At 65.5% G+C, this 26,317-nt stretch carries 18 protein-coding genes; 9 read left to right on the top strand and 9 right to left on the bottom strand.

Annotated features, from left to right (window positions below; translation table 11 throughout):
- Positions 1–115: 115 nt before the first annotated feature.
- The 7 genes from VN461_01845 to pstS form a co-directional block, all read right to left on the bottom strand.
- Positions 116–3,007 carry a TonB-dependent receptor gene (locus VN461_01845; GenBank protein ID HXB53491.1) on the bottom strand — a complete coding sequence of 964 codons (2,892 nt, stop codon included), beginning with the start codon at positions 3,005–3,007 and terminating at the stop codon, positions 116–118.
- A 120-nt stretch (positions 3,008–3,127) separates the two neighbouring features.
- Positions 3,128–3,883 carry a response regulator transcription factor gene (locus VN461_01840; protein ID HXB53490.1) on the bottom strand — a complete coding sequence of 252 codons (756 nt, stop codon included), beginning with the start codon at positions 3,881–3,883 and terminating at the stop codon, positions 3,128–3,130.
- Positions 3,880–4,554, bottom strand: a complete 675-nt coding sequence (gene phoU / locus VN461_01835) for a phosphate signaling complex protein PhoU (protein ID HXB53489.1) — start codon at positions 4,552–4,554, stop codon at positions 3,880–3,882. The genes VN461_01840 and phoU overlap by 4 nt, the downstream gene beginning before the upstream one ends.
- A gap of 14 nt (positions 4,555–4,568) precedes the next feature.
- Positions 4,569–5,429 (bottom strand): phosphate ABC transporter ATP-binding protein PstB, encoded by an 861-nt coding sequence (pstB, locus tag VN461_01830; GenBank protein ID HXB53488.1) that lies wholly within the window; start codon positions 5,427–5,429, stop codon positions 4,569–4,571.
- Positions 5,426–6,289 carry a phosphate ABC transporter permease PstA gene (pstA, locus tag VN461_01825; protein HXB53487.1) on the bottom strand — a complete coding sequence of 288 codons (864 nt, stop codon included), beginning with the start codon at positions 6,287–6,289 and terminating at the stop codon, positions 5,426–5,428. The genes pstB and pstA overlap by 4 nt, the downstream gene beginning before the upstream one ends.
- A 4-nt stretch (positions 6,290–6,293) precedes the next feature.
- Entirely contained in the window at positions 6,294–7,259 is a 966-nt protein-coding gene (gene pstC / locus VN461_01820) for a phosphate ABC transporter permease subunit PstC (protein HXB53486.1), read from the bottom strand.
- An 11-nt stretch (positions 7,260–7,270) separates the two neighbouring features.
- Positions 7,271–8,284: a phosphate ABC transporter substrate-binding protein PstS gene (gene pstS / locus VN461_01815; protein HXB53485.1), complete on the bottom strand. Its 1,014-nt coding sequence runs from the start codon at positions 8,282–8,284 to the stop codon at positions 7,271–7,273.
- A gap of 644 nt (positions 8,285–8,928) precedes the next feature.
- Between pstS and VN461_01810 the strand changes: the two genes are divergently transcribed.
- From VN461_01810 to VN461_01795, 4 genes are all read left to right on the top strand, one after another.
- A complete protein-coding gene (locus VN461_01810) occupies positions 8,929–10,173 on the top strand; it encodes an efflux RND transporter periplasmic adaptor subunit (GenBank protein HXB53484.1) in 1,245 nt (414 codons plus the stop codon).
- Positions 10,173–13,316: an efflux RND transporter permease subunit gene (locus tag VN461_01805; protein ID HXB53483.1), complete on the top strand. Its 3,144-nt coding sequence runs from the start codon at positions 10,173–10,175 to the stop codon at positions 13,314–13,316. Before VN461_01810 ends, VN461_01805 begins: the two co-directional genes overlap by 1 nt.
- A complete protein-coding gene (locus VN461_01800; protein ID HXB53482.1) occupies positions 13,313–14,614 on the top strand; it encodes a TolC family protein in 1,302 nt (433 codons plus the stop codon). Before VN461_01805 ends, VN461_01800 begins: the two co-directional genes overlap by 4 nt.
- A gap of 387 nt (positions 14,615–15,001) precedes the next feature.
- A complete protein-coding gene (locus VN461_01795; protein ID HXB53481.1) occupies positions 15,002–16,498 on the top strand; it encodes a hypothetical protein in 1,497 nt (498 codons plus the stop codon).
- A gap of 56 nt (positions 16,499–16,554) precedes the next feature.
- Here the strand turns inward: VN461_01795 and VN461_01790 are convergent, their stop codons facing one another.
- On the bottom strand, positions 16,555–17,094 hold the full coding sequence (locus VN461_01790; GenBank protein HXB53480.1) for a molybdopterin-dependent oxidoreductase: 540 nt from the start codon (positions 17,092–17,094) through the stop codon (positions 16,555–16,557).
- Positions 17,095–17,514: 420 nt separating this feature from the next.
- On the opposite strand from VN461_01790, the gene VN461_01785 reads away from it, so the two are divergent.
- From VN461_01785 to VN461_01765, 5 genes are all read left to right on the top strand, one after another.
- A complete protein-coding gene (locus VN461_01785) occupies positions 17,515–20,865 on the top strand; it encodes a carboxypeptidase regulatory-like domain-containing protein (GenBank protein HXB53479.1) in 3,351 nt (1,116 codons plus the stop codon).
- 139 nt (positions 20,866–21,004) lie between these two features.
- The gene (locus VN461_01780; protein ID HXB53478.1) at positions 21,005–21,436 is read left to right on the top strand and encodes a TOBE domain-containing protein; all 432 of its coding nucleotides are present in this window, start codon (positions 21,005–21,007) and stop codon (positions 21,434–21,436) included.
- 69 nt (positions 21,437–21,505) lie between these two features.
- The gene (locus VN461_01775) at positions 21,506–22,711 is read left to right on the top strand and encodes a PLP-dependent aminotransferase family protein (GenBank protein ID HXB53477.1); all 1,206 of its coding nucleotides are present in this window, start codon (positions 21,506–21,508) and stop codon (positions 22,709–22,711) included.
- A gap of 81 nt (positions 22,712–22,792) precedes the next feature.
- Positions 22,793–23,224, top strand: coding sequence for an archease (locus VN461_01770; protein HXB53476.1), 432 nt, complete (start codon positions 22,793–22,795; stop codon positions 23,222–23,224).
- A 16-nt stretch (positions 23,225–23,240) separates the two neighbouring features.
- Positions 23,241–24,671, top strand: coding sequence for an RtcB family protein (locus VN461_01765; GenBank protein HXB53475.1), 1,431 nt, complete (start codon positions 23,241–23,243; stop codon positions 24,669–24,671).
- 6 nt (positions 24,672–24,677) lie between these two features.
- On the opposite strand, the gene VN461_01760 is transcribed toward VN461_01765, so the two are convergent.
- On the bottom strand, positions 24,678–26,300 hold the full coding sequence (locus VN461_01760) for a hypothetical protein (GenBank protein HXB53474.1): 1,623 nt from the start codon (positions 26,298–26,300) through the stop codon (positions 24,678–24,680).
- Positions 26,301–26,317: the final 17 nt, after the last annotated feature.

The following is a 26,317-nucleotide window of genomic DNA, read 5'->3' as shown; positions in this document are numbered from 1 at the left end:
TCCTCGCCCGAGGCATATCCGGCGGCCCTCCTGGCTCCGTCGCACCCCTTTCGATACACGACCGCCGCAACCCCAACCAGAGCCCGGCGTCGTTTCTGGATCAAGCGGAACGCGTTCAGAAGCTGACCTTCGCTCCGATCTGGAACTGGCGCTGCTGGTAGCCGCCGGTACCGGGGAAAGGCGAGGGCAAAGACGACAGCAGGTTGCCGGCGGCGTCCACCGCCACCACCCGGTTCACCGTGGCTACGTTCAGGGTGTTGAGCAGGTTCTTGGCCTCCGCGAACAGCTCGGCCCGAACCCGGCCGAAGGGCAGGAAGCGCGAGTAGCGACCGTCCACGTTGAAGACCCGGCCCAAATTCCCCGAGTTGCGGGGGATCCCCAGGGGGCGGTCGTTCGAGAGCCCATCCTGGTTTAGGTCCCGGTTGGCGCGAATGTTGAACGGCAGGCCGCTGTTGGCTTGAACGATGATCGCGAGTTGGTTGTTGTTCAGGATCGCGTTGCCCAGCCCGGGGCCCTCCCGCCGAGGAGCGATGACCGAGCTCAGGATGAAGGTGTGGGTCTGGTTGAAGGGCGACGGTCCCAGGTCGCGATCCAGGTTCGACGGGTCGGAGAGCCGGTCGTCGTTGCTCCCTACGATATAGGTGCCGGTGAGGGGCGAGCTGTCCTCTCCCTTGGCCAGCGTGTAGGAGGCTTGGAGCTGGAAGCCGTGGCTCATGCGCTTGTTCAGCATGAGGGTGAGGGCGTTGTAGGTGGCGCGGGCGATGGAGCGGAAGGTGTCGGTCTGGTTGAAGGCGGGGTTCACGCGGGTCTGGGCGTTGACGGCCGTGGAGTAAATCGGTCTGCCGTCACCGAGGGTGGCTCCGGTGGGGATCAGGTTGGTGTTGATCAGCACAGGCAGGTTGCGGCCCAGGGAGTTGACGTAGCCGACGCTGACCGCCAGGTCGCTCGTGAGCGCCCGCTCGATCTGGACGTTGGTGAGAATGGTGTACTGGGTCGAGAAATCCGCGTCCATGGCGACGATGCTCTGGGTTGGAAGCCTAAAGCCGGGCGGCTGGTTGGCGAGATTGCCGGGGAAGCCAGGCGCGCCGGGGGTAGTCGGGCTCAGGGTGGTGGTGAAGGACTTGGGATCGCCGTTTCGGAGGATGGAGTCCTCGTAGAAGTTCAGCAGGGGTGGCTCGTACATGATGCCGGAAGAAGCGCGCAGCACCGTCTTCGCCTCCTTGTCGAGCGTCCAGGCGAAGCCCGCCCGCGGGGCCAGGTTGTTCTTGTCCTTTTTGAAGCTGAGGGAGAGGGGATTGGGGGCGTAAGGCCGCGAGTCGGGGACGTTGAAGAAATCGTAGCGCAGGCCGTAGAGCAGCTTGAAGGAGGGGCTGATCCGGAAGTCGTCCTGGACGAAGAAGCCGTAGAAGCCGGACTTGTAGGAGACGGAAGGATCACCCAGGTCCTGCTGGAAGCTCAGGTAGCTGAACGGGTTGCTTCCGCTCTTGGCCGCCAGGTAGGTAGAGACCGTCGCGAACGTGTAGATCTGCCGCAGAGTATTGACGCGATCGTCGTTGATGAACTGAAGGTTGAAGCCGGCCTTGAAGCCGTGGCGGCCCCTGAGCCAGGTGAAGTTGTCGATGAGCTGCCAGATCCTCTGGCTGAAGTCGAAGCCCGCGCTCTGGGTCCCGTCCAGGGGGGACCCGAAGTTGGCCACTCCGTTCACGATCACGGCGGGACCGGTCCCGGCCCCCGCGCTCGCCGTCCGAAACTGGTGGCGGCGCGCGAACTGGAACCGGAGCTCGTTGAGTCGGTCCGCGCCGATGGAGGAGACGAGTTGGAGGGCGGCCGAGTCCATGCGGTCGTTGAAGTCCGTGGAACGCTCCAACGTGTTGAGATCCCCCGCAATGTTGAAGGGCGAATAGTTCTTGAAGAAGAAATAGCGCCCGGTCAGCTTGTTCGCGGGACCGAGGTCGTAGTCGGTCTTGGCGATGAAGAAGCTCACATTCTGCTTGGTGGGGATGATCCCGTCGGCGACGGCGGCGGGGGAAAGGCCCAGGGCGGGGGCGCTGGCCACGGTCACGGGGGCGATGACCTTGGTGTTGTCGCGCAGGTCCTGGTTGACGTACTCGTAGCCCAGGTAGTAGTGCCACTTGTCCTTCACCAGCGGTCCGCCCAGGGTGGCGAATATGTTGTCGATGTTGTTATCCGGCTTGTGGGCGGTGGGGGCAAGAAAGAAGGGGACGCTCGTCAGTCCGGCCCGCCGATAGCGGTAGCCTAGGGAGCCCTCGGTGCGGTTGGTCCCCGACGGCGTCACTGCGTTGTAGACCATGCCCGTGGTCTGGCCGAACTCGGGGGCAAACCCGCTCGTGATGACCTGGACCTCGCGTACCACCACCTCCGAGATGGGCAGCAGACGCAGCCCCGCCCGGTCCTTCTCGGTGTTGGTGTTCCCGTCGAGCTGGTAGTTGGTGTGCATTTGCGTCCCGTTGGCGTTGATGCGGGGGACGCCGAACTCGGTGTTCTCGTAGCCGGTAACGTTGGCCTGTAGGAAGGCGAAGTTGTAGGGGTTGCGGGAAACGAGGGGCAGGTTCTTCACCTCGTTCTCCGTGATCACCCGGCCGAGGTCGATCTTGCCCGGCTCGGCCACAGGGGCCTCGGCGGAGACGGACACCACCTCGCTGACCCCGCCCACCTCGAGCGCGAAGTCGATGACCGCGGTCTGGCCCGCGCTCAGGGAGATGCCCGTCCGCTCCAGGGCTTTGAACCCGTCGAGCTCCGCCCTCACCCGGTAGCTCCCGAGGGGGAGGAGCAGGGCGCGGTAGGTGCCGCTGGCGTCGGTGACGGGCGCCCGCTGGGTGCCGGTATCGACACTGGTCACGGTGACCGTGACTCCCGCCAGGACGGCGCCGGTAGCGTCGCGCACGACGCCTTCGATTGTGCCGTTCATGGCCTGCGACTGGGCGAAGAGGGACGAGGCGAGGGCAACCGCAGCGAGCGTGCCCAGGCTGAAGCGGGTGGGCTTCATTCTGGCCTCCTGTTTGGAGAGGGCAGAGCGGCAAGCGCTCCGCCTCGCGCCGAGTATGATCCCGGGGTCAAGCGAGGGTCAAGCCCCGCATCCAGCGGATTGGTTTCGCCCGGCTCTCGGCTACTTGACGAACCGGTAGCCCAGCCCCACCACGGTCTCGATGTGGTTTCGGGCGGGCCCCAGCTTCAGGCGCAGGCGGCGGATATGGGCGTCGATGCTGCGGGTCTCCACGTCGCTCTCGTAGCCCCACACCCGCTCCAGCAAGCGCTCGCGTGTGAGCACCCGGCCCGGCCTCTCCAAGAGGGAGCGGAAGAGCTCGAACTCCTTGCGGGTGAGCCGGATCTCCTGGCCGCGGTAACGCAAAACGTAGGCGTCGAACTCCACCTCGAAGTTTTCGTCCCGGTAGCCCTGGGGCGGTTCGCCCCCTCCGCTCGCCCGGCGCAGGGCGACCCGGCAGCGAGCGGCCAGCTCCTTGAGGCTGAAGGGCTTGACCACGTAGTCGTCGGCCCCCATCTCCAGGCCCAGCACCCGGTCCACTTCCTCTGCCCGCGCGGACACGATGATGATGGGGACGTGGGCAGTCGTGGTCTGGCGGCGGATCATTCGGCAGACTTCGAGGCCGTCCATGCCGGGCAGGTTGAGGTCCAAAAGCACGAGGTCCACGCCCCGGCGCGCCCCCTCCAAGCCTTCCTCCCCCGTGCGTGCCACCTTGACGCGGAGGCCGACCTTCTCGAGCTGGTAGCCGATGGCCTCCGCGATGTCACCGTCGTCCTCGATGAGGAGCACGCGCGGACGGCTGTCCGCGGCGGGGCCGGAGGCGGGCACAGCCCGGGCCGGCCGTTCCCCTGTCCGCTCGCTGGCTCGCTCTGCCTTCACTTTGGTTGCTCCTCTTGGTGGTGATGACGCACGTCCTTGGCCTCGACCAGGAAGATCACGTCCTCCGCGATGTTGGTGGCATGGTCGGCGATCCGCTCCAGGTTGCGGCTGATGAGGATCAGGGCCAGGGCCCTCTGGATCGTTCCGGGGTCGGCCATCATGTAGGTAAGGAGCTCGCGGAAGACCTGGTCCTTCAGGTTATCCACTTCGTCGTCCCGCTGGAGCACATTCCGGGCCAGCTCCGGGTCCTTGCGCACGAAGGCGTCGAGGGCGTCCCGGGTCATCTTCTCCGCCAGCTCGGCCATGCGGGGGATGTCGATCAGGGGCTTCAGGGGCGCTTGGGGAAGGAGCTTGATGACGTTCTCCGCGATGTTCACCGCCTGGTCACCAATGCGCTCCAGATCGGCGTTGATCTTCATGGCCGCGGTGATGAGGCGGAGGTCGGTGGCGATGGGTTGCTGGAGAGCCAGGAGCTTCAGACAGCGGTCGTCGATCTCGATCTGCAGCGTGTTGACGTCTTGGTCGGAGCAGATGACCTGCTCCGCCTCCTCCAGCTGGCGATCGATGAGGGCCCTTACTGCCTGGTGGACGCGCTCCTCCACCAGCGCCCCCATGGTCAGGAGGCGGTTCTTCAGGCTCTGGAGCTCTTCCTCGAAATGATGGCGTTCCATGGCTGCCTCTGTCTCTAACCGAACCGGCCCGTAATGTAGTCCTCGGTGAGCTTCTCCCGCGGCTTGGTGAAGAGGTCGGAGGTGGAGCCGTACTCCACCAGCCGACCCAGCCAGAAGAAAGCCGTCCGGTCCGAAACCCGTGCCGCCTGCTGGAGGTTGTGGGTCACGATCACGATCGTGTATTTTTCCTTGAGGGCGTAGATCAGCTCCTCGATCTTGACGGTGGCAATGGGATCGAGGGCGGAGCAAGGCTCGTCCATGAGCAGGATCTCGGGCTCCACCGCGATCGCGCGCGCGATGCAGACGCGTTGCTGCTGACCCCCGGAGAGGCTGAGGGCGCTGTCCTTGAGCCGGTCCTTGACCTCTTCCCAGAGAGCGGCGCCCCGCAGGCTCCGCTCGCAGGCCTCGTCGAGCCGGGCCCGGTCCCGTACCCCCACGATGCGCAGCCCGTAGACCACGTTCTCGAAGATCGACTTCGGGAAGGGGTTCGACTTCTGGAAGACCATGCCGATCCGGCGCCTTATGTCGATGACGTCCGTCCCGGGTGCGTAGATGTCCTGGCCCTTGACCCGAATCTTTCCCATCACGCGGGCGCTGTCGATGAGATCGTTCATCCGGTTCAGGCAGCGGAGAAGGGTCGACTTCCCGCAGCCGGAGGGGCCGATGAAGGCGGTGACCTGCCGCTCGGAGATGTCCATGGTCACGTCGTGGACCACTTGGTTGTCCCCGTACGCGATCCCTACCCCCTGAATCTCGATCGCGACCGACGCCTCGGGGGCAGGGGCACTGGTGGTCTTCACTTCCGTCCTGATCCGGATCCCCGTCTCCGCGGTGGCGGGAGCGTCGGAGGACATGGACACCTCTGGTGGACTCAAGGCCGGTGCATCCTTTCCAGCCGGCGCGTCACCGTCCGCGCCAGCACCGAGAAGACCAGCATCGCCCCGATGAGCACGGCGGCCCCCGCCCAGGCCTGACGATGCCAATCTTCGTAAGGAGCGATGGCATAGGTGAAGATCTGCACGGTGAGGGAGGCGATCGGCTTGTCCAGCCGGACGGACCAGAACTGGTTGTTGAAGGACGTAAAGAGGAGGGGGGCGGTCTCGCCGGCCACGCGGGCAAGCGCCACCAGGACCCCGGTCACGATGCCGGGAAGGGCCGCGGGCAGGATCACGCTCCAGGTCGCCCGCCCACGCGTCGCCCCCAGGGCCAGCGCACCCTCCCGCAGGCTCGGGGGCACCAGAGCGAGCAGCTCCTCCGTCGTGCGGACCACGATCGGGATCATCATCACACCCAGAGCGAACCCGCCGGCCAGGGCGGAGAAGCGCCGAAAGGGAAGGACCGCAATCACATAAGCGAAGATGCCAATCACGATCGAGGGAACACCGTTCAGGATGTCAGCCGCGAAAGTAGCCGCCTGGGCAAGACGCCGCTTCGGGTACTCCGCTAGATAGACAGCGCACGCGATCCCCACCGGCACCGCGAGCGCCCCGGCCAGGCCAAGCAGGATCAGGGTGCCGATCATCGCGTTGGCCATTCCCCCGCCGGGCTCGCCCACGGGTTTGGGCATGTTGGTGAAAAAACCAAGACTGAGGGCGGGGAGGCCCTGGCTGAGCACGAAGTAAAGCACGAGGGCGAGGGGGGTGAGGGCGGCTAGCACCGACCCTGCGCAGGCGACCTCCACCAGACGAGAGAGGACCTTGCGTCGCCGATCGTGAGCTGTGATCTGGATGGCCATGGGCTCAGGCCGCCAGTGCCGGCTTCGGCTTGAGCACGACTCGCCGGGGCACGCGCTGGTCGCTGACGCTCCAGATCAGGAGCTGAGAGAGGATGTTGATGATGATGGTGATGGTGAAGAGCACGAGCCCTATCTCGACCAGGGCGCTGAGATAGAGCTCCCCCGCTGCCTCCGTGAACTCGTTGGCGATCACGGCCGCCATGGTGTACTGGGGGGCGAAGAGAGACGAGGACACCTGGGGATTGTTACCGATGACCATGGTCACGGCCATAGTCTCGCCCAAGGCCCGTCCCAACCCGAGCATGACAGCACCCATGATCCCGGTGCGCCCATAGTAGAGGGCCATCCGGATCGCCTCCCAGCGTGTGGCCCCGAGCGCATAGGCGGCCTCCCGTTGGGTAACGGGCACCGCCTTCAGGATCTCTCGCGCCACCGAGGCGATGAAGGGAATCACCATCACCGCCAGCACGAGGCCCGCGGCGAGCATGCCCACCCCGAGAGGCGGACCGCTAAAGAGGGGCACTCGCCGGAGCCACTCGGGACAGAGGACCTCCAGCTGCCGAACCAGGGGGACGAGCGCGAAAATGGCCCAGAGCCCGTAGACGATTGAGGGAACCGCCGCTAAGAGCTCGGTCAGGAAGATGAGGGGCTGCTTGAGCACGGGCGGCGAGAGCTCGGACAGGAACACGGCGATTCCGAGGGCGATAGGGGTGGAGATGAGGAGGGCAAGAAGGGACGAGTAGAGCGTCCCCCAGATGAAGGGAAAGGCGCCAAACTCGCCGGCCACGGGGTCCCAAGTGGTTCCCCGCCAGAAGCCGAGGCCGAACTTGTCGATCGAGAGCCAGGACTGGTTAGCGAGGATGACCCCGATCCCAATCACGATGAGGCACAGGAAAACCGCGAATGCGCCCGTCCCCAGGCGGAAGCCCAGGTCGCCGCGGGCCGCCGTTCGGGACGGGCGCTTGGACATAGGGGCCTTACCTACTTGATCTTTGCCAGGGCGACGATCTCCAGCTTTACAACGCTCGCGGGAAGGGGCGCATAACCCAGGTCGGCGCAGTACTTCTGTCCGTCGCTGAGCGCCCATTTCGTGAAGTCCACCATGATCTTTGCCTTGGCCTTGTCGCTCGGGCTCTCGGAGAAGAGGAGCCAGGTGAAGGACGAGATCGGGTAGACACCCTTACCCGCGCCATCCGTGATCGATACACGGAAGTCGGCGGGCATCTTCCCCTCGACGGCGGCGGCGGCGGCGGTGACGGACTGGAGGCTCGCCTTGACCCATTCGCCGTCGTGGTTCTTCACGCTGCCGAAGGCGATCTTGTTCTGAAGGGCGTAGATGAGCTCGACGTAGCCGATGGCGTTCGGGGTCTGGGTCACGAGCCCGGAGACGCCTTCGTTGCCCTTCCCCCCCACTCCCACCGGCCAGTTCACGGACGTGGCTACGCCGACCTTGGTCTTCCACTCTGGCGAGGTCTTGGCGAGGTAGTCAACGAAGATGTAGGTCGTCCCCGACCCGTCGGAGCGGTGGACGACCGCGATGTCGCTTGCAGGCAGTTTGACGCCCGGGTTTTCGGCGGCGATCGCCTTGTCGTTCCACTTCGTGATCTTTCCGAGGTAGACATCGGCGAGGGTGGGGCCGGTGAACTTGAGCTCCGCGCTCACGCCCGGAATGTTGTAGACCGGCACCACCGCCCCCAGCACGGTCGGGAAGTGGAGGATTGGCGCGGGGGCAGCCTTGAGCTGCTCGTCCGTCATCGGTCCATCGCTAGCCCCGAAGAACACGGTCTGGTTGGTGAGCTGCCGGATCCCGCCCCCGGAACCAATGGACTGATAGTTGATCTGGACCTCGGGGTGGAGCTTGTTGTATTCCGAGAACCACTTCGAGTAGATGGGATACGGGAAGGTCGCCCCTGCCCCGTCGATCTGGATCGTCTCCGCCGATACGGCAGCGGCGAGGAGCGTGGCGGCAGCGGCGAACCCAATGGAGCTCTTCATCTTGCTGTCCTCCGTGGTCAAGCGGACGGTGGGCCCGCAACGCCTCCGCTAACCGTAGCCAGCGCGTGCAAACAGGCCGTTTCGTCCGGGTTAATTCTCTGTGAAATCGCGTGCCTCTCAGGGTTTGAAGGGGGTGGACAGGAGCTGGCAGTGCCTCGCCTCACGCCGTCGAGCGCCACCTCCATAGCACGCGTGTAACTGCGTGCCGACTCAAAAAGCCTTGAGTTGAGAAGCTCCTCCAACCCCAGCCTGTTCCTTAGGTGAGTGCGATGGGAACTCTCGGGATCCCTCGCCAAGACCACCGTCATCCAGCCTCTCGGAGGCAGGAAGCGCCGGAGTGACGAACGTGTAACAACACTGTTAACTCTCCCGAGGTCGACGGGAAGGACGGCGGCCACCGGCGAGCGTGAGTCTTGCCCGCAACCAGCGGCCGGTCAGTGACATCCAGCAGAGCCACGGGCGTGGGCGACGCGGCGGCCTCCCCCGCGTGGGCGTGCTCCGGTCGTCTATGCTATTCTGCCTGCTCGGTCGGCGGCTCGAACCCCGGTTTCCGGAGTTCCGACGTCCTCTTCCTAGCCGGAGAGAGGCGCTCCGTCGGGCTAGGGGATCCTCGAAGGGCTTGTATCGGAGAGCGTGTCCCGGAGATGGGGCTTAGGTTTAAGACCAAGCACTTCCTAATCGCGGCGCCGGTATTGATCGTGGGGACGGCGGTCCTGGCCTTCTCAGGCCGGGCCAGCACAGGCAGCAGCCCGAAAGGCGCGTCCCCCCTCGCCGCGGTCGTACGGGTCGTGCCCACGCCCCTCTCAAGCGTCCTCACCCTATCCGGTGAGTTCCGCCCCTTCCAAGAGGCCGACCTCCACGCCAAAGTGGCTGGCTACATCCGCAAGATCTCCGTGGACGTAGGAGACCGTGTCAAGGCGGGGCAGGTCCTGGCCGTTCTGGAGGTGCCGGAGCTCAGTGCGCAGGTCCTGGGGGCGGAAGCATCGACAAGACGCAGTGAAGACAGCATTCGCCGTGCCCAGAGCGAGCTCGAGAAGGCGGAGTCGCTTCATGCCGCCACCCACTCTGCCTATGCGCGGCTGAAGGAGGCGTCTCAGACGCGGCCGGGTCTGATCGCGGAGCAGGAGCTGGACGAGGCCCAAGCCCGGGACAAGCAGGCCGAGGCTCAGATCGAGGTGTCCCGCGCCGCGCTTTCCGAGAACGGGAACCAGCTATGGGTGGCAAAGGCGGAGACGCAGCGCGTCACGGCCCTTTCCGACTACGCCCGGATCACCGCACCCTTTGCCGGCGTCATCACCAAGCGTTACGCGGATCCGGGAGCCCTGATCCAGGCAGGCACGGCCTCCAGCACCCAGGCCATGCCCGTGGTTCGGCTCGCGGACACCACGAAGCTGCGCCTGGTGCTGCCCACTCCGGAGTCCGTCGTACCCCAGGTCCACCTGGGAACGGTGGTCCGGGTCCGCGTCCCCACCCTGGGCCGCACGTTCGAGGGTCGGGTGGCTCGGTTCGCGGACGCCTTGGACGAGCAGACCCGTACCATGCGCACCGAGATCGACGTGGACAACCCTGACGGGTCGATCGTTCTGGGCATGTACGCAGAGGCGGACCTGGTGCTGGCGCAGAGGGACCGGGTGCTCACGGTCCCCCTCCAGGCGGTGGCCCGCACCGGCTCCGAGGCCCGGGTGCTGGTCATCGGAGCCGGGGACGTCGTCGAGGAGCGGTCGGTGAAGTTGGGCCTCGAGGGACCCCAACGAGTCGAGGTGCTCTCCGGACTTCGAGAGGGTGACCGGGTGATCATCGGCAGCCGCAGCCAGTTCCGGATCGGGGATCCGGTCACACCGCACGAGCTCTCCCCGGAAGCGGAGAAGACCGGAGAGGGCTTCTCCTAGTGTCGGGCTTCGCGATCCGCTACCCCTATTTCGTCGTTGTGGTCTGTCTCATGGTGGCGGTGGTTGGGACGACCGCCGTCGCGCGCATGCCCGTGGACCTCTTCCCCCCCATCAACATTCCGGTGGTGGTGGTCGCCACTTTTTACTCGGGCATGCCGCCCGAGCAGATCGAGACCGACATAACGGGACGTTTCGAGCGCTTCTTCACCCTGGGGAGCGGAATCGACCACATCGAGTCCAGATCTCTTCCCGGCGTGAGCCTCATCAAGGTTTACTTCCAGCCCGGCACCGACGCCAACGCCGCCCTGAGCATCATCGCCAACCTCGCCATGGCCAACCTGCGGCGGCTGCCCCCGGGCACCCTCCCCCCCGTGGTCCTCAAGTTCGATGCTTCCAGCCTCCCGGTCTGCCTCATCACCCTCAAGGGGGAAGGGCTCAACGAGACCCAGCTCCGCGACCTCGGGCAGTACACGGTCCGCAACCAGGTGGCGAATGTTGATGGGGCCTCCGTCCCCCAGCCCTTCGGCGGACGCTACCGCCAGATCATGGTCTACGTGGATCCCTTGAAGCTCGATGCCCACCAGCTGAGCGTTATGGACGTGGTCCGCACCGTGAACGACAACAACCTCATCCTGCCCGCGGGGGACGTCCGCATAGGCGCCATCGACTACAACCTCTACACTAACAGCCAGCTCCCGACCACGGAGGAGATCAACCGCCTCCCCCTCAAGACGGTGAACGGGGCCTCCGTACTGGTACAGGACGTCGGCCGGGCGCAGGACGCGGAGCAGATCCAGACCAACGTCGTCCGCATCGACGGTCAGAAGTCCGTCTACCTACCGGTGCTGAAGCAGGGAGGAGACACCAACACCATCGCGGTGGTGGACGGGATCCAGCGCGCGGTCGGCAACCTGACCGACGTGCCCAAGCAAATGGTGGCCAGGGTGGTGTTCGATCAATCCGTCTTCGTCAAGAAGGCGATCGAGAACCTGCTGCACGAGGGCGCCATTGGCCTGGTGCTCACCGGGGTCATGATCCTGCTCTTCTTGGGCAGCGTGCGTGCCACCGCCGCCGTCTTCCTTTCCATTCCACTCTCCGCCCTGGCCGCCCTGCTCGCCATCGATGCCGGAGGGGGCACCGTTAACACCATGGCCCTGGGTGGGCTTGCCCTTGCCTTTTCCCGCCTCATCGACAACTCGGTGGTCGTGCTGGAGAACATCTTCCGGCACCTCGAGATGAAGACTGAGCCGCGCCTGGCCGCGGAAAAGGGAGGCCAGGAGGTGGCGCTCCCCGTCCTGGCCGCGACTCTCGCGACCATGGTTGTGTTCTTCCCCGTGGTCTTCCTGTATGGAGTGAGCCGCTTCCTCTTCGTGGCCTTGGCGGCGGCGGTGGTGCTCTCCCTCCTCGCCTCCTATTTCGTGGCCCTGACCGTGGTCCCCCTCTTCTGCGCCAACCTGATCAAGAGTGCCCACCTCGTCCATGAGCACGCGGTGCCTTCTTCGCGGTCCCGCTTTGGGGAGGTCGTGGCCGGCTTCAATCGCTACTTCGAGAAGCTGCTTCGGCACTACGACCACACCTTGGCCCGCGCCCTCCACCGACCGCGCGCTACGGTGAGTGTCCTCGTCGGCGTCTCCCTTCTCAGCCTGTTCGCTTACCCCTTGCTCGGCGTGGCCTTCTACCCCCGCACCGATCCAGGGCAGTTCGTCCTCAATCTCAAGGCACCTTCCGGGACGCGCTTGGAGCTGACCGAGCGCTATGTGGCGCGCGTGGAGGAGAAGATCCGCGAGGTCGTGCCCCCGGGGGAGCGGGGCATGATCGTGTCCAACATCGGGGTCACCCCTGATTTCTCGGCCATCTACACGCCCAACTCGGCTCAGCACACCGCCTTCGTCCAGGTCAGCCTGGAGGAGGGCCACCGGGTCGGAAGCTACGAATACATGAACCGCGTGCGGGCAAAGCTACGGCAGGAGATGCCCGAGGTGAGCGCATACTTTCAGTCGGGGGGCCTGGCCGACGCCGTGCTCAACCTGGGGCTTCCCGCCCCCATCGACGTCCAGGTAAGCGGGTTGGACATGGAGAAGACCTACAAGGTTGCCCTGGACGTGGCCAGCCAGGCGCGCAAGCTCGGGGGCGCGAGCGACGTCCTCATCCCCCAGGATCTCGACTATCCCGCCCTCCGCCTCGACATCGACCGCGAGCGGGCGAGCCAGCTCGGTCTCTCCCAGAAGGAGGTCGTCAACAACGTCATCACCGCCTTGACCTCAAACCAGATGATCGCCCCCAGCTTCTGGGTCGACCCCAAGAGCGGCAACGACTACCTTTTGACCGTCCAGTACCCCGAGAACAAGATCCGTTCCCTGGGCGACCTCAAGCAGATCCCGATACGGTCGGCGGGCAGCGCGATCCCCACCCAGCTCGACGCTGTGACCCGCATCGCGCCCATCCAGTCCCCCACCGAGGTCGACCACTACCAACTCCGACGCGTCATCGACGTCTACGTGGCGCCCGCTTCCGAAGACCTGGGCGGGCTGAGCGCGTCCATCGACCGGATCGTGCGGCGCATTCGGCTCCCGGAGGGGATCCGGGTGGACGTGCGCGGCTCCGTGCAGGGCATGCGGGCCTCCTTCCGGAGCTTTGGCGGAGGGCTGCTCCTCGCGGTGCTCCTTGTTTACTTGATTCTGGTCGCTCAGTTCGAGTCGTTCCTCGACCCCTTCATCATCCTGCTCGCCATCCCCCCGGGGCTCACGGGGGTCCTCCTCGTCCTCCTGGGCACGGGAACCACGCTGAATGTCATGTCCTTGATGGGAGTCGTGATGATGGTCGGCATCGTCGTCTCCAACAGCATCCTGATCGTGGAGTTCGCCCGCAGCCTGCGCCGGGAGGGGGAACCCCTGGCGAAAGCGGTGGCCGTCGCCTGCCGGATCCGACTCCGGCCGGTGCTCATGACGTCCCTGGCCACCATCATCGGCCTCCTCCCCATGGCCCTGAAGCTCGGAACCGGGGCCGAGGCCTACGCGCCCCTGGCGCGCGCGATCATCGGCGGCCTGCTCGTGTCGGTGGTGGTGACGGTCTACCTCGTCCCCGCCGCCTACCTCGACTTCCACCGGAAGGAGGAGGTGGCGTCCCCGGGGGCTCGCGCGTGAAAAGACTCATTGCCCTGGCTTTGTTCGTTCTCCTCGCCCGCCCTTCTCTCCAAGCTGCCCCCGCGGGAGCGCCACCGCCCCCCGCCCGGCTCTCCCTGAAGGCGGCCGAAGACTTGGCCCTCCACAACAACCCCCAGGTCTCGGTGGCCCGCCTGAACGCCCTGGCCGCCGGCCAGGTCACCCGCGAGGTTCGCTCCACTCTCCTGCCCTCGGGCGCCGCCTATGCCACCGCCGTCGATGCCCACGAGAATAGCCGCATCAGCGCGGGAGGCCTGAACAACCCGATCATCTACGAACGCGTCGCCACCGGGGCCATTCTCAGCCAGCTGATCACCGACTTCGGGCGTTCGACCAATCTGCTCTCGAGCGCGAAGCTGCGCGCCGAGGCCGAGGAAGAGAACAGCCGGGCGATCTCGGCCCGAATCATCCTGGCCGCGGACCAGGCATTCTTCCGCGCCCTCCAGAGCCAGGCCGTCCTCAAGGTGGCGGAGCAAACGGTCTCGGCGCGGCAGGCGGTGGCCGATCAGGTGGAGGCCCTGGCCAACAGCAAGCTCCGATCCGCCCTGGACCTGAGCTTCGCGAAGGTCAATCTGGCGGAGGCCAAGCTTCTCCTCCTCGACGCCCAGAACGGTGTCGACGCCGCCGGGGCCAGCCTGTCCGAGGTTCTCGGCTATCCCTCCCAACAGACCTTCGAGCTCGTCGAGGATACTTCGCCTTTGCCACCCCCCCCGCCCGACATCGAGCCCCTCGTCGCCCAGGCCCTAGGTCGACGGCCGGAGCTCGCCGCCCTCGAACTCGCTTACGAGTCCGCGGAGAAGTTTCGCAAGGCCGAGCATGACCTCCTCCTGCCGAGCGTAAGGGCTCTGGGTGCGGTGGGCGTGGCTCCCATCCGCAACGACCACCTCTCGCAGTGGTTCGGTGCTGTCGGCGTCAACGTCGAGATCCCGGTCTTCAACAACTTCCTCTTCGTCCCTCGGGCGCGGGAGGCGGATCTGCGGGCGGAAGCCGCTCACCAGAGCCTCATCGAGCTGCAAAATCGGGTGGGCCGCGACGTCCGCACGAGCTGGCTGGACGCGAGCACGGCCTTTCGCCGACTCGAGGTGACCGGGCAACTCCTGGCCCAGGCCAGCCTGGCCCTCGACCTCGCGGAGACACGCTACAACCTGGGGCTGAGCTCGATCGTGGAGTTGAGCCAGGCCCAGTTACAGAAGACCCAGGCGGAGATCAGCAACGTCGCGGCCGGGTACCAGTATCGGCTGGCGCTCGCCACCCTCGAATACCAGATCGCCGGCCGCTGAGGGTCGGCCCCGTCCTCACCGAAGGTCCACAGGGCACTTCCCCTTCCGCCAAACGGCACTTTCGGGGGTCTTTCGACCGGTCAGGCGTCCCCGCCGGACCGTTTGCCGAGCGACCCTGCCCGTGGCCACCACGAGAGCGTCTCTAGAATGTCATATGGCTGTCATTTGCCCTTGTTACTACTCAACCCCTCGGTACCACACTGGGCCGTGCCAAGGGCGCCAGTGGAAGGGGGACTGGGTTGGGAGCCGGCGCCCGCAGGCGGCGGGCTTTCCTCCCGTCCGGGTTTTCGAACCGAGCGGTGCTAAGTCTCAGAGAATTTTGTGTCATTGTTTGGAGTCCAGCCTCGGCCTCGATTCACGACTGTCACGATTGTCAAGGAGGAACGAATGCGGTCTGCTTTTGCGTGGCTGCTGGGTCTCGGCATCATTGCCGGTGTCTCGGCAGTCGCCGACCCCGTTGAGCAGCAAGACGCGAATCCCCCGGTCGCGCGAGTAGAGCCCAACCCCGTTGCAACGTCTGCGGCCACGGAGCCGGTGAAGGTTGCGCCCGCTGCGCCTGCCACCGCCCAAGCCCCCGCCCCGGCCGACGAGGACAAGGTCTCGCCCTTGTCCTTCAAGATCGGAAGCACCGAGTTCGCCCCCTTCGGCTTCGTCGACCTCACCGGAGTCTACCGCTCGACGAACGTGGGCAGCGGGATTGGTACCTCCTTCGGAGGCATCCCCTTCGCGTCCGCCGGCACGGCCACGGGTTCCGTGCCCACCGTCGCGGGCAACCTGAGCGAAGTCAAGCTCAGTCCCCAGAACTCGCGCTTTGGACTGAGGGTCACCGGAAAAATCAACGAGACAAAGTACGCAGGCTACTTCGAGGGTGACTTCCTGGGCTTCCAGGTCGTCAACTCTCAGGTTACGAGCAACAGCTACACCTTCCGGATGCGGAACTACTTCGCGCAAATCCAGAGTCACTCCGTGGAGTTGGTGGCGGGGCAGGCCTGGAGCCTCATGACACCCAACCGGAACGGCATCTCCCCCTACACGGACGACATCTTCTACGGGAGGGAGATGGACACGAACTACCTTGCCGGCCTCGTCTGGGCGCGGCAGCCCCAGGTCCGAGTGGGCTTTCACTTCAACGACCACGCGGCGTTGGCGGTGGCGGCGGAAAACCCCCAGCAGTTCATCGGGGCCGCCGTCGTCCTCCCGAGCGCGCTCGCCTCGACCTACGGCGCCCAGTTCGACAACAACACGACCGGTAACGGCACCCCGAACCAGGCCCCGGACTTCACGGCCAAGCTCGCCTTCGACGGCGGGAAGGAACAGCATTTCCATTTCGAGGTGGCGGGTGTGGTCCGTAGCTTCAAGGCCTTCAACCCCGCCAACGGCGGGTCGTCCAGTTCCGCCACCGGCGCCGCGGGCAGCGTGGGCGTCAACTTCGAGCTCGCCAAGGGCTTCTTCCTGATCGCGAACGGCTTCACGGGCAAGGGCGGCGGCAGATACATCTTCGGCCTTGCTCCCGACCTGATCGTGAACACCGACGGCACGATCCAGACGGTGAAGTCCTCATCGACGGTCGATGGCCTCGAACTGCACGTCGGGAACGTCTGGATCTACGGGTACTACAGCGGGTTGTGGATCGACCAGACTCTAAGTTCGGACGGCAAGGCCGGTTTCGGGACCACGGGCGCCGCGAGCGCCAACCACCGGGTCGAGGAGTACACCTTCGGAGTCAACCCGACGTTCTGGAGGGACAAGGACAAGAAGACCTCCCTCGGGCTCATCACGCAGTACTCCTACCTCAAGCGCACGCCCTGGTCGGTTCCCGTGAATGCGCCGACCAGCGCCAGCACGAACATGCTGTACGTCGACGTTCGCTTCACCCTTCCTTAAGAGGCCGACACGTGCCTTCCGGGGCCCCCAAAGGCCCCGGAAGGTCGTAACGCCCCTCAGGGGTTTGCCAGCAACACCCTCAGAGTGGTCACTTGTCGCACCCAACGTGCCTGTCGCTTCTCGTGCAGCACCACTAGACGTAGCGGACCCTCGGCAGCCGAGAGGGGCTGCCCGTCCCGACGATCGGCGATCAGGATGCTCTCATCCGTAAATGCGGGGTCCAACTCCGGAAGCGCGAACACCACCCGGTAGCCATCTGCTGCTTCGACCAGGAGGAACTTAGAAAGCTGCGTGCCGCGCAGCTTCTCGCCCAACGGGCCTCCCGCCGCCCTAAGGACCTCGGTGAGCGTGACGCCCGCGAAGCGCACGAGCTTCCCGTCACGGTCTCTGGCCTCCAGGGTCTGGCGCGGCATCCGTGCCAGATCCGCGGCCGACAGGCCCAGGGGCTTGTCGACCAGCCCCTCTATTCTCAGCACGATGCCGGTGCTGGGCGAAACGACCGGCTCCTGCGCCCAGTTATGGCCAGGGGAGGCAAGGGAGCACAGCACCCAGAGCAACGTAGCGGCGCGCAGACTTGTACCCTGCTCCCTGGTCATCGTCCCACCTCCTGAAAAATCCGCGGCGCGGTCAGACTATCAGCTTCATCCGGAGTTGGACGACCCTCGGGTCACCGGCGCCGGTGATCGAGCCGGGTGACAGGTCGCAACGCGAACGACTTGCCAGCCCGCTGAGGCTGAGGCCGATCCGACCACGGGGCTCACAACCGCGCCCACCGCCCACGACCGCAGTTGACACCAAGAGCACAGATATGCTCAATTATAACACTCGTAAACGAATGAAATCGGTCACTATGGTCGTCTTTGGTGTAGAACTGTGTGCGGGCAGCTCGCGACCTTCCGGTTGGTGGCCCCGACCGAGGCGCCTCTGATCCCCACCGTAACGCGGAGTGTGAAGCACCGGAAGCGAGAGCTGGGGAGCACCTGCGGCCAAAAGACTAATCTTTCCAGGAGACTCAAATGCGCGTCGCTCGTTGTCGTTTGATAAAGCGGTCGCTCTTGTGCGCTACATTCCTCATGCTCGTGGGGAATCCGTCGCGTGCTGCGGCTCAAGTGTCAGCGGCAATTTCCGGCGTCGTCACCGACTCCTCCGGCTCGACGATATCCGCCGCCACCGTCGCCGCCAAGAGTCTTGAAACGAGTACCGTTCGCAATACCACAACCGATGCGGCCGGGCGCTATCGGTTGCTTGCGCTCGCGGTCGGCCCGTACGAGGTGGCGGTGGGTAAGGATGGCTTTCAGACGACGGTCCGTGGCGGAATCCATCTAGTCGTGGGACAGCAAGCGAGCCTTGACTTCAGCCTGCAGGTTGGAGCGGTCACGGAGCAGGTCACCGTGATAGCGGAAATCTCACCCGTGAACGCAACGACCGCGGACATCTCCGGCTTGGTGGGAGAGCAGCAGATCAAGAACCTTCCTTTGAACGGCCGGAGCTACGACTTGCTCACTCTCCTTAATCCGGGCGTCGTGAACTTCACCTGGGAAAAGACGGGAGGGATCGGAATCTCCAATTCAACGACCGCCAATATGTTCTCTGTTTCCGGAAACCGGCCCCAACAGAACCTTTTTTTGCTGAATGGCGTGGAGTTCACGGGTGCGGCCGAAAACAACATGACCCCCGGAGGTGCCAGCGGGCAATTGCTGGGCATCGACGCGGTGAGGGAATTCAACATTCTGCGGGACAGCTACGGCGCCGAGTACGGCAAGAAGCCGGGGGGCCAAGTCAGCATCGTGACGCAATCCGGGACGAATCAGTGGCACGGGTCGATCTTTGAGTTCCTGCGTAACAACGCCCTAGACGCCCGCAACTTTTTCGATGCCGGTCCTTCCGCTCCGCCATTTCAGAGGAATCAGTTTGGCGCTTCGGCGGGAGGCCCCATCCAGAAGGACAAGACCTTCTTGTTCGTCAACTACGAGGGATTCCGCGAGAATCTGCACCAAACTTCCGTGGCCTACGTTCCCGACGCGCAGGCCCGGCTGGATGCCGCTCCCGTCGTCAAAAACCTCGGTCTCCTGAACCTGTGGCCGGTAGCTCCGGCGGGCGCCCCCGATTTCAAGGTCAACGCCAAAGGTGACGGAGTCGCCCAGGTACTCAGCAGTCCTCTGCGGACCATCCGCGAGGATTTCGGCACGGTGCGAGTGGATCACGTGTTTTCGACTAGAGATTCTGCGAGCTTGGTCTACACCCTCGACGACAGCAGCTCCGTCACGGCAACGCCGTTCGATCCTTACAGCACCGATTTGCTGAGCCTGCAGGAGCAAGTGCTGAGCGTGCAGGAGACGCATGTCTTCTCGCCGACGCTGCTCAATACGGCCCGCATCGGCTTCTCCCGTGCCCGATATTTCTTCACCGGCGAGCCCACGCCGGGCACTCCGGCGGCGAGCGTACCGGGCTTCCTGGCCGGGCTTCCCGTCGGCGCGGTGGTGGTTGGCGGCAGCCAGGCTTCCAATCCGCAGGCGCAGTTGGGCTTGGCGGGGAGCAATAACGGAAGCAATCTGCACATCGCGCGCAACTTGTACACCGTCGCAGACGATCTGGCGTTCACCAAAGGACGACATCAGCTTCGGGTCGGCTTGTGGTTGCAACCGTTCCAATCCAACGAGGTGATCGCGCTCAGTCAGTATGGACAGGTGACCTTTACTGGACTCCCCAGCTTTTTGGCCGGCACGGCGAGCTTTTTATACGACCCGGCGCCAACGGAGATGAACTGGCGGTCGCTTTTCGGCGCCTGGTACGCCCAAGATGAGGTTCGCGTACGCTCGGACCTGACTCTGTCCCTGGGCTTTCGCGACGAGTTCAGCACCGGCTGGAATGAGGCGCATGGGCGAGCTGCGAACTACACCTTCGGCAGCTCGGCCATCGCGTGCGCATCTCAACCAGCCAAGAACGTTTGTTTGCCGCGAGTGGGGGACTCTTTGTTCACGATCAACCGCGCGACATTCTTGCCGCAGCCGCGAATCAGTATCGCGTGGCGTCCGTTTGACAAGGAGACCGTCATCCATGCGGGCTTCGGCGTGTACAACGACCTCCAGGATGCGCTGGGCTATCGAGCGGACCAGAACGCGCCCTCGAACCCGGTCTACACGATCGGCGCCACCAGCCTCACGAATATTTTTGGCGCTGCAGGCAATCCCATCCAGCGCAGCGCACCACCGCCGACAACTCCACTTGCTCTCTTGGTGCCGGGTGGAGTTCAACCCGACATGTACACGCCCACCCTAATCTCCTACTCGTTCAGGATCGAGCGGGAAATCCTCCCCCGCACGTCCCTCACCGTGGGCTATGTCGGAAGCCATGGCTATCACGAGATCATCGGGGTCGACGCCAATGCGCCCGCTCCTGTTGTCTGTCCAGCGTCGCCCTGCCCGGCTACGTTCCCCACGACGCTCGACCCAGTGACCGGCCTGCCGGTGTTTGGCGCGTTAGCCGGGCAACCCGTGCCGAAGGGGACGTATTTCAATCCCACTAACGTCAAGCCAAACACCGCGCTCGCGAATACGTGGACCTGGGTCTCCCAAGGCAACAGTTCGTACAATGCGCTGCAAGTGGATCTGAACCGTCGTTTCAGTGGAGGGCTCTCGCTTCGCGCCGTGTATACCTGGTCCAAGGCGCTGGATGATGGGGATTCGCTCAATGCCACTGCGGCGAGCAATGCGGTAGCGCTACTCTCGAACCCCTACAACAAAAGCGCAGACTGGGGGCCGGCGACGTACGACGTCCGGCACGCCGCCGCGGTGAACGTCATTTATGCCCTGCCGTTCGGCCACGGACGGCGCTTTCTGGGCGGCCTCCACGGCATTGCCGACGGCATCGTCAGCGGATGGACGCTGAACTCCGTCGTGAGCGTGCAGTCGGGATTCCCGCTTACGCCACAACTCGCCTACAACCCCGCGAACAACGGCGATTCGCGCAATCCGGTCCGGCCCTTCTTGAACCCCGCATTTAAGGGATCAGTGGTTACGGGGAATCCGAATCAGTGGTTCAATCCCAACGCTTTCATCGCGCCGCCGAGCAACAGCGGTTTCTACGGCAATGTGGGAAGGAATGCCTATACGGGTCCGGGGCTGGCGACGTGGGATTTTTCCGCTTTCAAGGATACTCACGTAAGCGAGAACGTGAACCTTCAGTTCCGGCTGGAGGTCTTCAATCTCTTGAACCAGGCCAATTTCAACACCCCGAACCTCATCACCCATGTGTTGCAGGCCCCGCCGAACGCGACCTTCCCCGTGCAATCACCCACGGCGGGACAGGTTACAAGCACCTCAACGACATCAAGGCAAATTCAGCTAGCGCTAAAGCTGCTCTGGTAACGAGCTGCAACCGCTAGCCTCGGTAGGAGCCGCAACTGGATCGTGTTGGCATGCCTGCCGTTCTGATTCTGGCTCCTTTCCGTGAGGCCCCAGAGGGATGCTACCCTTCCCGAACCGCGGCCGAGCGGCCGGTTGGATAATGGCAGACAGGCGAGTCCGGCCCCCCAAGCTCCTAACGCCTCGAGAGGCTTCCGAGGTTCTGCGGGTGGGCTACACCACCCTCAAGCAATGGATTTACGCCAAGAAGCTCCGAACCGTGAAAACGCCGGGGGGACACCACCGCATCCCCGAGTCGGAGATCGATCGGCTTCTGCCCCGGAAGGCCGAAAAGGGCAGTGTCGAGACACGACGCAAGTACTTCCGAAGGATTAGCGGTCGCAATCAGCTCCTGGGACGCATTACGGACATCCGAATCGACGGGCTGCTGGCGCAAGTGACGATCTCGATTGCCGGCCAGCGCATCAACTCCATCATCACGTCGGACGCCGCCCGGGAAATGAGGCTCCAGCGGGGCCAAATCGTGGCCGCACTCATCAAGTCCACGGAGGTCATGATCATCAGACCGGACTAGCAACCTCCCCAGGCGCGGGGCGCCACCTGATGCAGAGGCCCTCCGAGCGAGGGTATACTGCACGCCCCAATGTCCACCCACGAGGCCCTCTTCTCGGCCGCCGCTCGGGGTATGCGCTTCTCCGCCATCCGCCGCATGAGCGCCCTCATCGAGCGGCCGGGAATCATTTCCTTCGCTCCCGGCCAGCCGAGCCCGGAGACCTTCCCGGTCACCCAGTTCCGCGAGATCGTGAACGAAATCCTGGAACGGGAGAGCGCACAGGCCTTCCAATACGTGCTCACCCGCGGCGTGGGCGCCCTCATCCAGGCCGTGACGGAGTACGCCCGGGCCAAAGGGATGGCGGCCACGGTCGACCAAACCCTGATCACGGACGGCAGCCAACAGGGCCTGGACCTCGTCAGCCGGACCCTCCTCGACCCCGGAGACGTCGCCCTGGTGGAGCTGCCCTCGTACATCGGGGCCACTTCCGCCTTCCGAGCCGCCCAGGCCCGGATGGTGGGGGTAAAGCTGGACGAGCAGGGCCTGGACCTCGAGGACCTTCGCCGGCGCCATGCGGAGGAGCGAGCCGCGGGCCGGAGGGTGAAGCTCCTCTACGTGGTCCCGAACTTCCAGAACCCTTCCGGGATCAGCCATCCCGTGGCCAACCGGCGGGAGCTCATGAGGACGGCCCGGGAACTGGACCTGTTGATCGTGGAGGACGATCCTTACGGGGACCTCTATTTCGAGGCCGAGCCCCGCCCCACCCTCAAGTCCATGGACGAGGAGGGCCGCGTGCTCTACCTCGCTTCCTTCTCCAAGATCCTCGCCCCCGGGCTGCGGACCGCGTTCCTGTTGGGGCCGGAGGAGATCCTGGCCAAAGTGGAGATCGCCAAGCAGTCCGCCAACCTTTGCGGGAGCAGCCTTGACCAGCGGATCGTGCTGAGCTGCCTGCGCCGCGGGCTCATCGAGGAGCAGAAGGTGCGGATCCGGCCCTACTACCGCGCCAAGCGTGACGCCATGCTGGAGGCCCTGAAGAAGGAGGGGCTGCCCGGCGTCACCTGGACGCACCCCGCGGGGGGGTTGTTCGTGTGGGCCACCCTCCCGGAGGGTATGGACGCGGAGAAGCTCCTGCCCGGCGCGGTCGAGGAGGGCGTGGCTTACGTGGCCGGGGCGCCCTTCTTCGTGGACGGCAGCGGGGCCAACACCCTGCGTCTCACCTTCGCTAAGGAGGAGGAGGGGCGCATCCGCGAGGGCGTGGCCCGCCTGGCGCGCGCGATCCGAGCCGGCCACTCCTGACGTTTGGGGGGGAGCGGCCGGAGCCATTCGCCGTCGTCTCCCCGGCCGGAGGCGGGCGTCGGGCGAGGAAGGACAGGGCGGGTGGGGCAGACCCCCGAGGCAGAGTGGGAGCACTTCGCCCATGACGCCGACATCGGCGTCCGGGGTCGCGGGAAGACGCCGGCGGAGGCCTTCGCCGCCGTCGCCTTGGCCTTGACCGCGGTCGTCGCTGACCCGGGCTCGGTGCGGCCGGAGCGAGGGGTCGAGATCGCCTGCGCGGCCTCCGACCTGGAGGCGTTGCTCTTCGACTGGCTGAATGCGGTCATTTACGAGATGGACACCCAGGGCCTGCTCTTCCGACGCTTCGAGGTCGCGATCAAGGGCGGCCGCCTCCTGGCCACCTGCTTCGGGGAGCGGGTCGAGCCCGCGCGCCACCAACCCGCGGTGGAGGTCAAGGGAGCCACCTACACCGCCCTGCATGTGGCCCAGGACGAGCGGGGCCGCTGGGTGGCGGAGTGTGTGGTGGACGTATAGCCGGGGAAAGCCGCCCGTGGATCCGTCTCTCTTCGAGCACCGATCGGACCTGGAGTGGGTCATCGAGCCCCGGGGGCGGATGCGTGTTCCCGGCCTCCTCTTCGCCACCGAGGAGCTCCTGCGCGCGATGGACCACAAGGTCTACGAGCAGGTGGTGAACGTCGCCAGCCTGCCCGGAATACAGAAGGCCTCCCTGGCCATGCCCGACGCCCATTGGGGCTACGGCTTCGCGGTGGGAGGGGTGGCCGCCTTCGATCCCGAAGAGGGGGGCGTGGTCTCCGCGGGGGGGGTTGGGTTTGACATCTCGTGCGGGGTGCGCAGCCTCACCACCGGCCTGGTCCGTGCTGAAGTGGAGGAGTCGAAAGAGGAACTCGCGGACGCCCTTTTCCGCACCGTGCCCGCGGGGGTCGGGAGCACGGGCGGAATCCGCCTGGGGCGGGAAGAGCTCGACCGGATGCTCCTGGGGGGCGCGCGCTGGGCGGTGGAGCAGGGCTTCGGCGGGCACGAGGATCTGGAGCGCGTCGAGGAGGACGGGCGCATGAAGGACGCCCGGGCCGAGTGCGTTTCGGATCGCGCCAAGACCCGGATGCGCGACGAGGTGGGAACCCTCGGCTCGGGCAACCACTACCTGGAGGTGCAGGAGGTAGCGGAGATTTTCGACTCCCCCGCAGCCGGCGCCTACGGCCTTCGGGAAAAGGAGGTGGTGGTCAGCATCCACTGCGGGTCCCGCGGTCTCGGTCACCAGATCGGGACGGAGGCCCTGAAGGAGATGCTGGCCGCCGCCCCCCGCCACCGCCTGGCCCTGCCCGACCGCGAGCTCGCCTCCGCTCCCATCCACTCCCCGGAGGGAGAGCGTTATTTGGGGGCGATGCGGGCCGCCATCAACGTTGCCCTCGCCAACCGCCAGGTCATCACCCACCTGGCGCGGGCGGCTTTCGCGGAGGTGATCCCCCAGGCGCACCTGAGGCTTCTCTACGACGTCTCCCACAACACGTGCAAGGTCGAGGAACACCGGGTGGGGGGGCGAGGGAAGACGCTCTACGTCCACCGGAAGGGGGCGACGCGGGCCTGGGGCCCCGGCCATCCCGACCTGCCGGAGGCCTTCCGGGCCGTGGGTCAGCCCGTGCTCGTGGGCGGCACCATGGGCACGTGCTCCTATGTGCTCGCGGGCACGGAGACGGGTATGGAAGCTTCGTTTGGCTCGGCGTGCCACGGGGCGGGCCGCGGCATGAGCCGGCACCAGGCGTTGAAGCAGTGGTCGGGCCGGCAGGTCGTGGACGAACTCAAGAGGCGGGGCATCCTGATCCGCAGCCCCTCGCTGCGGGGGGTGGCGGAGGAGGCCCCGGGCGCCTACAAGGACGTGACCGCGGTCGTAGAGGCGACGCACCGAGCCGGCCTCGCCCGGCGGGTGGCCCGGCTCGTTCCCATCGTCACCGTCAAGGGCTGAGTCGTCCTATCCCCCCACTCCCGGATGGTCCACGCTCGCGGGATGGACCTCCCGGCTTTCCCGGGTGAGCCCGAGCAGCAGGAACAAGACGGCGAGCACGAGGTAGCCGAGCCCGAATTGGTAGGGGATGGTGCGCTGCTGCGCGTCCGCCAGCGTCCAGGGCAGATACATGTTGCCGTCGGGGGAGGCCGAGTGGACCACCCCGAAGAACGTGAAGAGGGCCAGGATGCCGAGGTAGAGTGCGGAGCGCGGCAGCCGCCGATCGATCAGCTCGGCCAGGAAGCCTCCCCAGAGCATGGCAGTGAGGATGAAGCCGTTGCCCACGGCCAGGGTCACCAGCACCTCCGGCAGCTCCTTCCCGGGCGCGGCCAGAAGGGCCCGGAAGCGCTCGGGGGGCACGATCGCGGGGTTGCCGAGCTTGATGGCGAGCAACCGCGCCACGGTCGGGAAATGGGCGAAGGCCACGGCGGGGGCGTGGCGGGCGGGGCAGGCCAGATAGGCCTGGGCCATGATGTCCAGAGCCACGAAGATCAGGATGGGGGCCAGCACGGCGCGCGGGATCAGCTCCACGATGTAGGAGACGTAACCGAAGATCCCACCCAGCCCGATGAAGAGGCCGGTCAGGAGCGTGTATCCGGCGCGGGCCCCCATTCCTTTGTAAGCGGGCTGGCCGATGTAAGGCGTGGACTGGGCCACGCCCCCGCAGACCCCGGCGATGAGGGTGGCGACCGCTTCCGTGAGGAGGATGTCGCGGGTGCTGTAGTCGTCGCCCGCCACCCGGGCGCTCTCGGTGACGTTGATGCCGCCCACCACGGTGAGGAGCGCGAAGGGGAAGGCGATGGGCAGGTAGGTCAGTGCGGGCACGAGGCCCTTGAGAAAGGCAAGGGTGGGGAGCGGCAGGCCGAAGTGGAACTCCGCCAGGGGCGCCTGGTAGGCCCCGCCCACCAGCCCGGCGGGTCCGAGGACGTGATAGAGCAGGGTCCCCACCGCGATCGCGGCCAGCACCCCGGGCAGGTTGCGGGGCAGGCGGATGCCGGCCACCAGGTTGTAGAGGATGAGACCGAGCGAGACCATCCCCACCAGGGGCAGGCCGAACACATCCACTAGGGGGATGAAGCCGATGAGGGCGAGCCCGATCCCGGCTATAGATCCCAGAAGCCCGGCCTGCGGCACCACCTTTTGGACCCAAGCCCCGGCGAAAGAAAGGACCAGCTTGACCAGGCCGATCATGACCATGGTGGCCATGCCGATGTACCAAGTCATCAGCGCGGCCTCCCGCTCGGGGAGTCTGCCTTTCAGGGAGACGAAGGCGGGGCCCAGGACGACCAGCGCGATCCCGATGGTGGAGGGCGTGTCGAGGCCCAGGGGCATGGCGGTGATGGCGGTCCGACCCGTCTTCTTGGCGAGCCTCCGCGCCATCGCGGTGTAGACGAGGTCGCCGAAGAGCACTCCGAAGGCGGTGCCGGGGAACATGCGGGTGTAGACGATGTCCGCCGGGTAGCCGAAGGCGAAGATCAGGATCCCGGCCAGGAAAGAGAGGACGGTGAGGTTGTCGAACATCAGGCCGAAGAAGCCGTTGATGTCGCCGACCACGAACCAGGGGTACGCCTTCGCTTTCTCGTTTGTCATGCCGTCCCCCCCCGCGG

It is taken from the genome of Vicinamibacteria bacterium, assembly GCA_035570235.1.
GTDB lineage: Bacteria > Acidobacteriota > Vicinamibacteria > Fen-336 > Fen-336 > DATMML01.
Note: the sequence above shows the minus strand (reverse complement) of the source record. Positions and strands in the feature narration are given on the sequence as shown.